General features: G+C 73.0%; 12 protein-coding genes. 2 read left to right on the plus strand and 10 right to left on the minus strand.

Translation table 11 applies throughout. The features are described from left to right. Nucleotides 1–46: 46 nt before the first annotated feature. From ACIBQZ_RS24900 to ACIBQZ_RS24925, 6 genes are all read right to left on the minus strand, one after another. A complete protein-coding gene (locus ACIBQZ_RS24900; RefSeq protein ID WP_396091172.1) occupies nucleotides 47–1363 on the minus strand; it encodes a hypothetical protein in 1317 nt (438 codons plus the stop codon). 38 nt (nucleotides 1364–1401) lie between these two features. Further along, nucleotides 1402–2727, minus strand: a complete 1326-nt coding sequence (locus tag ACIBQZ_RS24905) for a PQQ-binding-like beta-propeller repeat protein (protein ID WP_396091173.1) — start codon at nucleotides 2725–2727, stop codon at nucleotides 1402–1404. 2 nt (nucleotides 2728–2729) lie between these two features. After that, the gene (locus ACIBQZ_RS24910) at nucleotides 2730–4046 is read right to left on the minus strand and encodes a PQQ-binding-like beta-propeller repeat protein (protein ID WP_396091174.1); all 1317 of its coding nucleotides are present in this window, start codon (nucleotides 4044–4046) and stop codon (nucleotides 2730–2732) included. A 43-nt stretch (nucleotides 4047–4089) separates the two neighbouring features. Then, nucleotides 4090–6015 carry a 1-deoxy-D-xylulose-5-phosphate synthase gene (gene dxs, locus ACIBQZ_RS24915; protein ID WP_396091175.1) on the minus strand — a complete coding sequence of 642 codons (1926 nt, stop codon included), beginning with the start codon at nucleotides 6013–6015 and terminating at the stop codon, nucleotides 4090–4092. Between the two features lie 97 nt (nucleotides 6016–6112). Beyond that, complete coding sequence (locus ACIBQZ_RS24920) at nucleotides 6113–7459, minus strand: class I SAM-dependent RNA methyltransferase (RefSeq protein ID WP_396091176.1); 1347 nt, start codon at nucleotides 7457–7459, stop codon at nucleotides 6113–6115. Next, nucleotides 7456–9510 carry an APC family permease gene (locus tag ACIBQZ_RS24925; protein WP_396091177.1) on the minus strand — a complete coding sequence of 685 codons (2055 nt, stop codon included), beginning with the start codon at nucleotides 9508–9510 and terminating at the stop codon, nucleotides 7456–7458. The genes ACIBQZ_RS24920 and ACIBQZ_RS24925 overlap by 4 nt, the downstream gene beginning before the upstream one ends. A gap of 113 nt (nucleotides 9511–9623) precedes the next feature. Here ACIBQZ_RS24925 and ACIBQZ_RS24930 point away from each other — a divergent pair, with 113 nt between their 5' ends. Then, nucleotides 9624–10289 (plus strand): potassium channel family protein, encoded by a 666-nt coding sequence (locus ACIBQZ_RS24930; protein ID WP_396091178.1) that lies wholly within the window; start codon nucleotides 9624–9626, stop codon nucleotides 10287–10289. Continuing rightward, complete coding sequence (locus ACIBQZ_RS24935) at nucleotides 10286–10966, plus strand: potassium channel family protein (protein WP_396091302.1); 681 nt, start codon at nucleotides 10286–10288, stop codon at nucleotides 10964–10966. The genes ACIBQZ_RS24930 and ACIBQZ_RS24935 overlap by 4 nt, the downstream gene beginning before the upstream one ends. Here ACIBQZ_RS24935 and ACIBQZ_RS24940 read toward each other — a convergent pair. The 4 genes from ACIBQZ_RS24940 to dut form a co-directional block, all read right to left on the minus strand. Beyond that, on the minus strand, nucleotides 10963–11736 hold the full coding sequence (locus ACIBQZ_RS24940; RefSeq protein ID WP_396091179.1) for a DUF3159 domain-containing protein: 774 nt from the start codon (nucleotides 11734–11736) through the stop codon (nucleotides 10963–10965). The two genes, ACIBQZ_RS24935 and ACIBQZ_RS24940, sit on opposite strands and share 4 nt — an antisense overlap. Further along, nucleotides 11733–12113, minus strand: a complete 381-nt coding sequence (locus ACIBQZ_RS24945) for an OB-fold nucleic acid binding domain-containing protein (protein WP_396091180.1) — start codon at nucleotides 12111–12113, stop codon at nucleotides 11733–11735. The genes ACIBQZ_RS24940 and ACIBQZ_RS24945 overlap by 4 nt, the downstream gene beginning before the upstream one ends. A gap of 146 nt (nucleotides 12114–12259) precedes the next feature. Then, nucleotides 12260–12970: a DUF3710 domain-containing protein gene (locus ACIBQZ_RS24950; RefSeq protein ID WP_396091303.1), complete on the minus strand. Its 711-nt coding sequence runs from the start codon at nucleotides 12968–12970 to the stop codon at nucleotides 12260–12262. 22 nt (nucleotides 12971–12992) lie between these two features. Then, nucleotides 12993–13469, minus strand: coding sequence for a dUTP diphosphatase (gene dut, locus ACIBQZ_RS24955; protein ID WP_396091181.1), 477 nt, complete (start codon nucleotides 13467–13469; stop codon nucleotides 12993–12995). Nucleotides 13470–13550 lie beyond the last annotated feature (81 nt).

Below are 13550 nucleotides of genomic sequence, written 5' to 3' on the forward strand. Positions count from 1 at the left end.
CCGCCGCACCGTAAAGGGGCTGTGAGTGCAGGCTACCGGTCGGTTACTACTGGGTCAGGGGCCAGATCGCAACGCCCGCGTCGATCCGGCGGCAGACCAGCACCTCGGTGGTCGCCTGGCAGTCGCCGGAGACCGTGGTGGCCGTGCCGAGCACCCGGACGGCGAGCGTCACCGGGTCCAGCAGCGCGTAGAAGACCACGTCGTCGCCGATGCGCTGGCGCAGGCCCACCACCGTCCCGTCGGCGCGCGGCGGACCGGCCGCCCGCCACGCACCGAAGTCGCCGTGCACGACGCCGCTGACCGGCTCCACCACCGCGAGCGGATACCGCCCCTCCAGCCCCTGGTTGCCGCTGACCAGCAGGTACGAGCCGGCCTCGGCGGCCATGGTCCAGCGGTCCGCGGCCCAGCGCACCTGTCCCGTACCGGGGTCGAGGACCTGCACCCCGCCGCGGTACCCGAAGACGCAGATGGCGTTGACGCAGTCCTGCACCCAGCGGCCGGACAGCTCCAGGCCGCTGTGCCAGCGCGGGCTCAGCCCGGCCAGGGTGTACGCGGTGATCCCGCCCAGCCCGCCGACCAGCACCAGGTCGCCGGTGGGCCACACGGTGATGCCACGCCGCGACCAGCCGGGTCGCGCGGTCACGTCGCCCTCGACCAGCAGCGTGCCGCTCACGGTGTCGCGGACCTCGATGTGCCCGGCCGTGGTCGCGGTGATGAGCCGGCGCGGGAAGCCGGCCCGGTAGCCGGCCTCGGTGGTGTAGCCCTGCAGCGGCTGCTCCAGCGACCACCGGGTGCGGCCGGTGGCCAGGTCGAGGCCGTACCAGTGCAGGTCGCCGAAGCGCGGGCTGTTCTCCCGCAGCAGCACCAGGCCGTCGGCGGCCGAGACGCTGAGCAGCCGGGCCGGTGCCCGCCAGAGCGCCCGGTCGGTGCCGGCCTGCAGGGCCACCGTCGCCTCGGCGCCGACGGTGTCGACCTGGTACGACACCAGCACCGTCTCCGCCACCGAGGTGACCTGGAAGATCGCCCCGGTGACGGCGACCGTGGTGTGCGCCAGCAGCTCGCCGCCGGGCAGCGCGTACATGCTGACGATCTTGTGCTGGATCGCGGCGCCCTGCGGGTCCCGGTTGCCGCCGACCACGTAGAGCCGGCTCTGCTCGACGAACATGGTGTCGCCGAGCCGGGCGGCCACGAGCACCGGCGCGACCGGCGCCCGGGTGACCGCGGCCCCGCCGAGGCCGGCCAGCAGCACGGCCGTCAGGGACGCGAGGATGCCGCGGAAGCGGTGCGGCCGGTCCAGGGACGCCACGGTCTCGCTCGGGAGCCGGCCGTGCTGCTCACCGAGGTCGATCAGGACGTCGCCCACGCCGCCATTGTGCGCCCGGCGACCGCCGATCGCGGCGCTCAGCCGGGGATGGCCCACACCTCGATGCCGGTCGCCACCCGGCAGGCGAGCAGCCCCGGCACCGACTGGCACTGCACGGTCGTCTCGGGCAGCCGGCCGAGCGGCTGCACCGCCGTGGCGCCCTGCCGGAGCAGGCCGAAGACGGTGTTGCGGTTGCCGTCCAACCGGCTGACCAGGTACGCGCGCCCGCCCTCGACCGGGAAGAAGAACCGCCACCAGCGCAGATCCGTCACCTGCTGCCCGGTGACGACGTCCGCGGTGCGCAGCGGGCGGCTCGGCCCCCGCGTCTCCAGCACCGCGCCGGTGCCGAACGCCAGCACGATGCTGTCGGTGCTCCGCCAGCGCTCGGCACCGGTACGCGGATCCAGCACGATCAGCTCGTTGCCGCTCCGGACGCAGGTCAGCCCCAGGCAGCCGGCGGAGTTGCCGGCCGGGTCGGGCTGATCCTGGCGCCACCGCTCGGCGAGCGTGTCCAGGGCGTACGCGGTGACCAGCCCGCCCGTGCCGTAGTCGCCGTAGTGCACCAGCACGGTGTCGCCCACGACCTCACCCTCCCCCGCGGTCACGCCGCCGATCGCGGGCACCGGCCGTTCCCGCAGCACCGCGCCGGTGGTCGGCGACAGCACCAGCAGCCGGTCGGAGGTGAGCACCACGACGGCGTTCTCCGGCGCGCCCGTCCAGGTGGTGAAGACCGAGCCGGGCAGGGTCAGCGACCACACCTTCGCGCCGGTGGCCAGGTCGACGCCGCGCAGCTCGGTGCGCAGCGCCGGTTCGGTGTGCAGCGGCCCGGTGTTGGTGCCGTAGAGCTGGCCCGGGTCGCCGGACTCCGCGTCGTACTCGGTGCCGGGCCGGAAGATCTCCTCCTCGACGAACGCGGTCCGGTCGTTCACCGGCTGCACGGCGACCGGCGAGGTCCAGCGGACCGCCCCGGTCCGGGCGTCGAGCACGGTGATGCCGCGCCCGGAGCGCAGCACGGTGAACCCGTCCGTCGCCGCGCTCACGAAGAACGGGTCCTCGGTCGTGGTGCCGCGATAGCTCCAGAGCGGCCGCAGCGTGGTGGGCTGCCAGGCGGTGAGCACGCGTGGCTCGGCGTCCAGGTCCATCGTGTAGAGCAGGCCGCCGACCAGCTGGAAGTCACCGCCGGTGGCGACCGGCACCGCACCGATCCGGGTCAGCAGCACCGAGCCGGCCGGCGCGGCCCCACCCAGCGCGAGCAGCAGCAGGACGGCCAGCGCGAGGCCGGCCCGGCGGTAGTAGTAGGCGAGCGGCGGGGTGGCTGCCGCGGGCGGAGCCGGCGTCTCCGGGCTCAGCTCGATCAGCGCCACGCTCAGTCCTTTCGCCGGTAGGCCCAGACCACCAGCTCGCCGGTCGACTCCCGGCAGACGAGCCGGCCGGGCACGGACTGACAGTCGCCGGTGCCGGCCGGCAGATCGGCCAGCAGCTCCGGTCGCACACCGCCGGGGGCGGCGACGGCGACCATGGTACGGCCTGACGCATCGGCCGCCCGGGTCACCAGCAGGTGGTCCCCGCCTCCGGGACCGGAGACCAGCCGCCAGCCGCGCAGGTCGACCAGCACCTCGCCGGTGGCCGGCTCGATCGTGCCGACCGGCTCGGTCTCGCCCTCCGGCGTCCCGAACGCCACCAGCGCCCCGCCGCGCTGCTCGACGCTGCGCCAGCCGGTCCGGAACCAGCGTTGCAGCCCGTCGTCCGCCTCGACGGCGCGGACCCCGTCCGGCCCGGTGAGGCAGATGAGCGGCCCGCACGAGCTGACCCCGAACGCGAAGCCGGCCGGCCGGACCCAGCGCAGCCGCAGCGTCACCGGGTCGAAAGCGCTGACCATCCGCCCGGTCGGCGTGGGGTGCCGCAGCACCAGCAGCCCGCCGGCGATGCTCGGGTTGTCCGGGCCGTAGTCGGCGGCCGGCAGCCGGGCACTGGCCAGCAGGCGGCCGTTGTCGAGGTCGTGCACGGCGGCTAGCTGGCTGTCGTGCATCAGCAGCATCCGCGGGCCGTTGTCGCCCGGGCCGGGCACGCCCATCAGCACCGCCGTCGACGGGACCGGCACCTGCCAGCGGGTGGTGCCGCCGAAGGGTTCAAGCGCGTCGACCGGACCCTGCACCCGGCGGCCGGACCCGGAGCTGCGCACGGCGTTGACGGCGAGCAGCGCGCTCGAACCGGCGATGGTGACGACGTTGCCGGAGCGCCGCCACTGGGCGACCCCGGTGGTCAGCGAGATGGCGGTGGTGCCCGGGTCGCCCTGGGTGCCGCTCCACGGCCGCATCAGCACCAGGTCGCCGCCGGTGCGCAACCGGTACGTCGGCGACACCGAGCCGGCCTGCCAGTTCAGGTGCCCGTCGCTCAGGTCGTACGAGCTGATCGTCCCGTACGTCTGGGCGAGCAGGTCGCCGTCGTCGGTCAGCGCGTACGGGTCGGCGGGCCCGAACGGCAGCGTCAGCACGGGCGACAGCGCCGAGGGTTGCGGCGCCGCCGAGGCCGCGGACGACAGCAGCACGATGACCGCGACGAGCACCGGGGCGAACCAGTCCGGCATGGTCGAGCGGGCCGGGCGGACGTACTCGTCGGGTTCACCCCGGGCCAGGCCGAGGTCGATGACTACCGTATTGCCGCCGAATGTCTCCGCCGCCATGCTCCAAAGATAACGGGCAGATAACGAATCAGCCCGTTGATCTTCAGCGCTGCGGCTGGTGCTCGGTGGCCGGGTCCTCCAGCTGCGAGACCCACTCCGTCACGTCGCGGGCGACGTCCTGGGCGGTCAGGCCGAGCGCGGTGAGGATCTCGGCGCGGCTGCCGTGCGGGTGGAAGCCGGCCGGCACGCCCAGGTCCCGCAGCGGCACGTCGACGCCGGCGTCACGCAGGGAGCTGGCGACCGCCTCGCCCACGCCGCCGGCCCGGATGCCGTCCTCGAGCGTCACCACGAGGCGGTGGCTCCGGCTCAGCGCGGCCAGCTCGATCGGCACCGGGCGGGCCCAGCGCGGGTCGACGACCGTGACGCCGTACCCCTGCTCGGCGATCCGCTCGGCGACCTCCATCCCCAGCTTGGCGAAGGCACCCACCGCGACCAGCAGGATGTCCTTGCGCTCGTCCTCGCGCAGCACGTCGACCGGGCCGACCCGGCGCAGCGCCGGCAGGTCGGCGGCGACCGAACCGGTCGGGAACCGCACGATCGTCGGCCCGTCGTCGACGGCGACCGCCTCGCGCAGCTCCTCACGCAGGGTGGCGGCGTCGCGCGGCGCGGCGATCCGCAGGCCGGGCACCGCGCCGAAGACGCTCATGTCCCAGATGCCGTAGTGGCTCGGGCCGTCGGGACCGGTGATGCCGGCCCGGTCCAGCACGATCGTCACCGGCAGCCCGTGCATCGCCACGTCCAGCAGCACCTGGTCGAACGCCCGGTTGAGGAAGGTCGCGTAGACGGCGACCACCGGGTGCAGGCCGCCCATGGCCAGGCCGGCGGCCGAGGTGACGGCGTGCTGCTCGGCGATGCCGACGTCGTAGACCCGCTCCGGGTACTTCTTCTGCAGCGCGGCGATGCCGGTGGGCTCGGCCATCGCGGCGGTGATGCCCACAACGTCGGGACGCTCGTCGGCGATCGCGACGAGCTCCTCGGCGAAGACGTGGGTCCACTTCACCGACGGCTTCGCGGTCAGCGCACCGGTCTCCGGGTTGAACGCGCCCGGGCCGTGCAGGCAGTCCGCCTCGTCGTCCTCGGCGGGCCGGTAGCCGTAGCCCTTGCGGGTCACCGCGTGCACGATGACCGGGGCGTTGAAGCCCTTGGCCCGGCGCAGCGCGGACTCCATGGCCTGGATGTCGTGCCCGTCGATCGGGCCGAGGTACTTGATGCCGAGGTCCTCGAACATCGGCTGCGGGCTGACCGCGTCCTTGATGCCCTTCTTGACCGCGTGCAGCACCTCGTAGACCGGCTTGCCGACCACCGGCGTCGAGCCGAGCGCGTCCTTGACCAGGTCGAGCACCCGCTCGTAGCCCGGGTTGAGGCGCAGCGTGGAGAGGTGGTCGGCGAGCCCGCCGATGGTCGGCGCGTACGACCGGCCGTTGTCGTTGACGATGATGACCAGGCGGTTCTTCGCCGACGCGATGTTGTTGAGCGCCTCCCAGCACATGCCGCCGGTGAGCGCGCCGTCGCCGACCACGGCCACCACGTGCCGCTCCTCGCCGCGCAGCGTGAAGGCCTTGGAGAGGCCGTCCGCGTATGACAGGGCGGTGGAGGCGTGCGAGTTCTCGATCAGGTCGTGCTCGCTCTCGGCCTGGCTCGGGTAGCCGGAGAGCCCGCCGCGCTGGCGCAGCCGGTCGAACCCGTCCTGCCGGCCGGTCACGATCTTGTGCACGTACGCCTGGTGGCCGGTGTCGAACAGCACCCTGTCCCGGGGCGAGTCGAAGACCCGGTGCAGGGCCAGGGTGGTCTCCACGACGCCGAGGTTGGGGCCGAGGTGCCCGCCGGTGCGCGACACCTTGGCCACCAGGAAGTCGCGGATCTCCGCCGCGAGCAGGGTCAGCTGATCGGGATCGAGGCGCTTGAGGTCGCCGGGGGTCTTGATGCCCGCGAGGATGCCGGCCGTCGTCTGATCACTGCGCTCGCTCATGAGGAGTCAGTCTATCGGCGGAACGCGCCCACGCATCTGGCGCGAACGGCCACAGAGACGTCCTCCACAAAACCTGCACAACCTCCGGTGACTCAGATCACTGCCCCGCGGCGTCGTTCGACGAGACCACTTGTTCCGCCGGCGGCTGGTAGCCGGGCACGAGCAGGGCGACGCACTCGATGTGCTGGGTCATCGGGAAGCAGTCGTACGCCTTCAGCGCGGCCAGCTTGTACCCCTCGGCGGCGAAGGTCTGCACGTCCCGGGACAACGCGGCCGGGTCGCAGGCCACGTAGGCCACCGCGCGCGGCCGGGCCGTCGTGATCGCCCGGACCACCTTGGTGCCCGCGCCGGTCCGCGGCGGGTCCAGCACCACCAGGTCCACCGGCCCGGTCACCCGGCGCCGGCCCAGCGCCACGTCCACCCGGCCGGCCACCACCTCGACGCCGTTGAGGTCCGCCAGGTTGGTCCGGGCCGCCGTCACGCCCACCGGCGCGGACTCGATGACCGTCACCCGGCCCCGGGTCCGCTCGGCCAGCGCCGCCGCGAACAGGCCGGCGCCGCCGTACAGGTCCCAGGAGCTCTCCCCCTCGGCCGGCTGGAGCAGCTCCAGCACCGCGCCCACCAGGGTGTCCGCCGCGGCCGGGTGCACCTGCCAGAAGCCGTCCGGCGGCACCTGCCACTTGCGGCCGACGGCCAGCTCGGTCACCTCGGCCGGGCCGTCGGCGGGCGCCTCGGCCGGCTCGCCGGGGAGGCCGTTGCCGCCGGGCACGAGCGCACCGGGCGCCACCGGCTCGGCGGGCGCGAGCAGCGCGGTGGTGGCCGGGCGGGGCCGGACGCTGATGTCGCCGCCGGTCGAGGCGACCACCTCAACCGCGGCCGCGTCCGGCCACAGCCGGCCGGTCACGTCGAGCTTCTGCAGCTCCGGGTGGGCGATCAGGCAGCGGTCGATCGGTACGACCTCGTGCGACCGGTGCTGCAGCAGGCCCGGCCGGCCGGCGGCGTCCACGGCGTACCGGACCCGGGACCGCCAGCCCAGCGGGCCGCCCGGCAGCGGCTCCACCCGGATGTCCAGCTCGGCGATCCGCTCGCTGCTCAGGCCGCCCATCCGGCCCAGCAGCGAGCGCACCACGGCGGACTTCCAGGCCAGCTGCGCGGCCGGCGCGACGTGCTGGAGGTCGCAGCCGCCGCAGCCGCCGGGATGGGCGAACGCGCACGGCGCGGCCACCCGGTCCGGCGACGCCTCGTGGATCTCCACGGCGTCCGCGCGCAGGTAGCCCTTGTGCAGCTCGGTCACCACGGCGGTGACCCGCTCGCCCGGCAGCGCGTGCCGGACGAAGACCACCTGGCCGTGCGGGCCGCCGATCCGGGCCACGCAGTGCCCGCCGTGGGCGGGCTCACCGACCGTCACGTCGATCCGGTCACCCTCGAACAGTTCGTCGCTCACTTCGGCTCTTCCGGGGGGTCGGCGGGAGGTGCGGCGGCCACCGTGGCCGGCACACCGTCGGGACGGATACGCGGGCCGCGGGCCGGCGCCCGGCTCAGGTCACGGTCCAGCCGGTCGAGGTCGCGGTCCTGGCTGGACCGCAGCTGCCACGGCACGCTGGTCACCATGACCCCGGGCTCGAACAGCAGCCGGGTCTTGATCCGCAACGCGCTCTGGTTGTGCAGCAGGTTCTCCCACCAGCGGCCGACCACGTACTCGGGGATGAAGACGGTGACCACGTCGCGCGGCGAACCGCGGCGCACGCCCTTGACGAAGTCGATGATCGGGCGGGTGATCTCCCGGTACGGCGAGTCGACCACGGTCAGCGGCACCGGCACCTGCCGGCGCTCCCACTCGGCCTGGATGGCGCGGGTGTCCTTGTCGTCCACGTTGACCGTGACCGCCGTCAGCGTGTCCGGCCGGGTCGCCCGGGCGTACGCCACCGCCCGCAGGGTCGGCTTGTGCACCTTGCTGACCAGCACGATGGCGTGGTTGCGCGAGGGCAGCACCGGACGCTCCTCACTCGGCTCCAGCTCCTGTGCGACCCGGACGTAGTGCTTGCGGATGCCCAGCATGCCGGCGTAGATCACCAGCATGGCGACGATCGCGATCCACGCACCGAGCAGGAACTTGGTGACCAGCACGACGATCAGCACCGCGCCGGTCAGCGCCATGCCGAAGGTGTTGATCCCCCGGGACCGGAACATCCGGCGCCGGGCGCCGGGATCCCGCTGGGTCCGCAGCAGCCGGTTCCAGTGCCGGATCATGCCGGCCTGCGACAGCGTGAACGACACGAACACGCCCACGATGTAGAGCTGGATCAGCCGGGTGACCTCGGCCTCGAACGACACGATGAGCAGCATCGCGGCGCCGGCCAGGAAGAAGATGCCGTTGCTGAACGCCAGCCGGTCACCGCGGGTGTGCAGCTGGCGGGGCAGGTACCGGTCCTGGGCCAGGATCGAGCCGAGCACCGGGAAGCCGCTGAACGCGGTGTTCGCGGCCAGGAAGAGGATCAACGCGGTGACCACGCCGACCACGTAGAGCAGGATCGAACCGCTGCCGAAAACGGTCTCGCCGAGCTGCGCGGTCACCGTCTTCTGCACGTAGTTGTCCGGCCCGCCGACGATCTGCAGCAGCGGGTCCTCGACGTACTGCAGGTGGGTGGCGCGGGCCAGCATGATCATGCCGACCAACATGGTGATGGCGATGCCGCCCAGCAGCAGCAGCGTGGTGGCCGCGTTCTTGCTCTTCGGCGGCTTGAACGCCGGCACGCCGTTGGAGATGGCCTCGACCCCGGTCAGCGCGGCGCAGCCCGAGGAGAACGTGCGCAGCAGCAGGAAGACGAAGGCGAAGCTGGTCAGGTGCTGGGTCTCGGCCTCGATGACGATGTCCGCGCTGGGTGCGCGCAGGTCCTGGCCGAGCAGGTAGACCCGGACCAGGCCGGTGATGATCATCCCGAGGATGACCACGATGAACAGGTACGTGGGGATGGCGAACGCGGTGCCGGACTCGCGCAGCCCGCGCAGGTTGAGCGCGGCCAGCAGGGCGATGGCCGCGAGCGCGATGCCGATCTTGTGCTCGGCCACGAACGGCACCACCGAGCCCAGGTTCGCGACCCCGGCGCTGACCGACACCGCCACGGTCAGGATGTAGTCGACCAGCAGCGCGCTGGCCACCGCCACCCCGAAGCGCGGGCCGAGGTTGACCGTCGCGACCTCGTAGTCACCGCCGCCGGACGGGTACGCGTGCACGTTCTGCCGGTAGCTCGCCACCACCGTGACCATCACGACGGCGACCGCCAGGGTGATCCACGGCGAGTAGAAGAACGCGCCGGCGCCCGCGATGGAGAGCGTCAGCAGGATCTCGTCGGGCGCGTACGCGACGCTGGACAGCGCGTCCGAGGCGAAGACGGGCAGCGCGATCCGCTTCGGCAGCAGCGTGTGCTGGAGCCGATCGGAGCGGAAGGGCCGGCCGAGCAGAAGCCGCTTCGCGAGGGACGTCGAACTTGCCACAAGCGCCAAGGGTACGGCTGCGCACGCCACGCCGTCGGCCGCCCCGGCCAACGGACGTCGCCGCCGCATGGCACGCTCTGCTACGTACGCATCCAGCGGGAAGGCGCAAAACCTTGCACGTGGTGATCATGGGCTGTGGCCGGCTCGGCTCGACGCTGGCGCACAAGCTCGACGCACGCGGCCACTCCGTCGCGGTGATCGACCAGAACGCCGACGCCTTCCGCAGGCTGGGCGCCGAGTTCGGCGGCACCACGGTGACCGGGATCGGCTTCGACCGCGAGGTGCTCAGCGCGGCCGGCATCGAGCGCGCCGACGCGTTCGCGGCGGTCTCCAGCGGCGACAACTCCAACATCATCTCGGCCCGGCTGGCCCGCGAGACCTTCGGCGTGTCGCGGGTGGTCGCCCGGATCTACGACGCCAAGCGGGCCCAGGTCTACGAGCGGCTCGGCATCCCGACGGTGGCCACGATCCGCTGGGCCGCCGACCGGATGGTCCGGCACCTGGTGCCGGAGGGCACCGTCGAGGTGTTCCGCGACCCCACCAGCGCGGTGTCGATCGTCGAGGCGCCGCTGCACCGGGACTGGGTGGGTCAGACGGTCACCGCGCTGGAGGACGCCACCGGCGCCCGGGTGGCGTACCTGATGCGCTTCGGGATCGGCTCGCTGGCCACCCCGTCCACCGTGCTGCAGGATGGTGACCAGGTGTTCATGCTGGTCACCGACGACATCGTCGACACCGTGCTCACGAACGCCGCGGGCGCCGGGCTGGGAGGTCACTGACCATGCGGATCGCCATCGCGGGCGCCGGCAACGTGGGCCGCTCGATCGCCAGTGAGCTCATCGGCAACGGCCACCAGGTCATGCTCATCGAGCGCCAGCCCCGCCAGCTGCGCCCGGAACGGGTGCCGCAGGCCGAGTGGGTGCTGGCCGACGCGTGCGAGGTCAGCAGCCTGGAGGAGGCCGACGTGGCGAACTGCGACGTGGTCGTGGCCGCCACCGGCGACGACAAGGCCAACCTGGTCTGCTCGCTGCTGGCCAAGACCGAGTTCGCGGTCAGCCGGGTGGTGGCCCGGGTCAACCGGGCCGAGAACGAGTGGCTGTTCACCGAGCAGTGGGGCGTCGACGTCGCGGTCAGCAAACCGCGCCTGATGGCCGCGCTGGTCGAGGAGGCGGTCACCGTCGGCGACCTGGTCCGGCTGATGACCTTCCGGCAGGGCGAGGCCAACCTGGTGGAGATCACCCTGCCGGCCACCGCGCCGTACGTCGGTGAGCCGGTGCGCTCGGTGCCGATGCCGCGCGACTCCGCCCTGGTGGCGATCCTGCGCGGCAAGCGGGTGCTGGTGCCGACGCCGGACGACCCGCTGGAGGCCGGCGACGAGCTGATCTTCGTCTGCACCTCGGAGGTCGAGGACGCGGTCCGCGCGGTGCTGCTCGGCAACACCCGCGAGCCGGGCTAGGCGGCTTCCTGCACGCGCTGGGTGGAGGTGACCCGGTGCACGGCCCACGCGGTGAAGGCGAAGGTCGCGGCGTAGATCGGCCAGCTGATCAGGATCCGCACCACGCCGATCGCGTTCGCCTGGTCCGCCAGGTAGAGCCAGCCCTGCACGCCCGCGCGGATGAACAGCGAGGCCGCCCAGACCAGGGTCAGCCACTGGAACGTGCGGAACAGCCGGGGGTTGTCGAACCAGTCGTGCTTGCCGCCGTTGGCCAGCACGCCCCAGACGTACCCGATGATCGGCCGGCGGACCGCGACCGACGCGATCAGCACGACCACCTGGCCCAGCGTCAGCAGGATGCCCGGCAGGTAGAAGTTCTTGGCGTCGCCGGTGCGCCAGGCCAGGAACGCGCCGATGGCGATGCCGAACAGGCCGTTGACCGCGTGCCGGATCGGCTGCTTGCGGGTCAGCCGGTAGACGCCGATCGCCAGGGCCGAGCCGACGCTGCCGCCGATCGCCCAGTACAGCGCGGTCTTCTTGCCCAGATCCAGCCCGGCCTCGCCGAGCAGCACGTTGAGCACCACGAACGCGAGCACCGGCACGCTGGACTCGATGAGCCCGCGGACCCCGCCGAGCTGCTCGGAGATCTGCTCGCTCATCGAGGGGAAGGGCTCGTCGTCCCGCTCCGGCTCCTTGACCGGGTGCAGGTCGAGCTCCTCGACGACCTCCTCGGCGACCCTCTCCTCCACGGTTTCGTGCGCGGCGTGACGGGGCTCGCTGCCGGGTGTCACCGGGGCGCCTCCAGCTCGTAGTACGGGTTGTAAATGACCTTGCGGTCGTCGCGCAGGGCGATCCGGCCGCGGGCGGTGAGCTGACGACCCGGTTCGATCCCGATGATGAAGCGCCGGCCCAGGAAGACGAGCGTGACCACGTCGCTGCCGTCGTAGAGGTCGGCCTCAAGCGTCGGCAGGTTGGTGCGGGGAGTGTACGCCACCGTCCGCAGTCGCCCGGACACCGAGACGACCTGGCCGCGCCGGCACTGACCGGCCGGCATGGCACCGCACTTGGCGCTGTCACGCTGCAGCTCCTGCGCGTCCAGCTCCTCCTCGGAAGCGGTCAACCGCTCGAAGAAGCCGCGCAGGCCTTTGGTGCGCTCATCGGTCGCCATGACCTCGGTGCCACCCTCTCCTCGGCAAGCCGTGGAAACACGCCGGCGGGGGTACCGGCGGACGGCACCCAGTGTGGATAGGTGCCGCCCGTTAACGGTACGCCGGAATTAGCCCCGGTGACGTACCTCACCGGCAGCCGTTCCGATCAGTGCACGTGCCGGCCGTTCGGGCCGGGGAACTGCTGGTTGGTGGCGACGTCCGGCGGGGTCGGGTCCTCGCCCTCGGCGTGGTGCTCGGCGTGCTCGGCCATCTCGCGCGGCAGCCGCAGCGGCAGCGCCTCGCGGACCGGGCGGGCCTCCTCGTCGCGGACCACGACCAGCCCGCGCAGGCACTCGCCCAGCACGCCCTCCTGCGCCGGGTCGGCGGCGGCCAGGCCCTGGAACAGCGCGCGGACCATCCAGCGCGGGCCGTCCACGCCGACGAACCGGACATCCGCCGGCCCCTCGGGCGTGTTGACCCGGGCGGCCAGCTCGACGCCGTACGGCCCGTCGAACTCCTGCGGGGCGGCGCCGTCGGACTTCATCGCCGCGGCGATCTCGGCGCGCACCTCGTCCCAGATGCCCTCGCTGCGGGGCGCGGCGAAGACCCCGAGCTGCAGCGCGCTGTCGCCGTGCACCAGCACGATCTGCTCGACGCCGCCGTCCGGGTTGGCCTGCACCCGCACCTCGACGCCCTCGATCGCCGGGATCAGCAGGCTGCCCAGGTCCAGGCGCTGCACCCCGTCGGGAGCGTGCCTGCTGTCGTACGGGCCGTGCCGGGGAGCCGGCTCGTCGCCCATGCTCTTGGCGAGCGCCGCCGACTGGGGAGCGTCGTCCGGGCGCACGTGCTTCGGACCGCCGCGCTTGCGGGAGAACATCTGCGTTGCCACCTTCTTCGATCTAGAGCTGCTTCTGCTGCGCCGGCAGGGCGACATGTCCGCCGGTCGAACCGTGTCCGCCCGCACCCCGGTCGGTGCCGGGGAGCTCGTCGACCACGTGGAACACGGCCCGTTCGACCCGCTGCACGACGAGCTGAGCGATGCGGTCGCCCCGGGAGATCTTCGCGGTGACCGCCGGGTCGTGGTTGACCAGGTTCACCAGAATCTCGCCGCGGTAACCGGCGTCGACCGTACCGGGCGCGTTGAGCACGGTCACGCCGAGGCGGGCGGCGAGCCCGGAGCGCGGGTGCACCAGCCCGACGTAGCCGGACGGGAGCGCGATCGCCAGCCCGGTCCGCACCAGCCGGCGCGCGCCGGGCTCGAGCTCGACGTCCTCGGCGGCGACCAGGTCCGCGCCCGCGTCGCCCGGGTGGGCGTACGCCGGCAGCGGCAGGTCCGGGTCGAGCCGGCGGACCTGGATGTCCACGGGGTCGGTCACGGTGGTGTCCTCACGATCGGCGATCTCCACGGCGGGCGAGCGGCACCCACCCTGCCATCCTGCCGTCGCCGCGGACGGAGG

The sequence above is a fragment of the Actinoplanes sp. NPDC049599 genome, assembly GCF_044465625.1.
GTDB lineage: Bacteria > Actinomycetota > Actinomycetes > Mycobacteriales > Micromonosporaceae > Actinoplanes.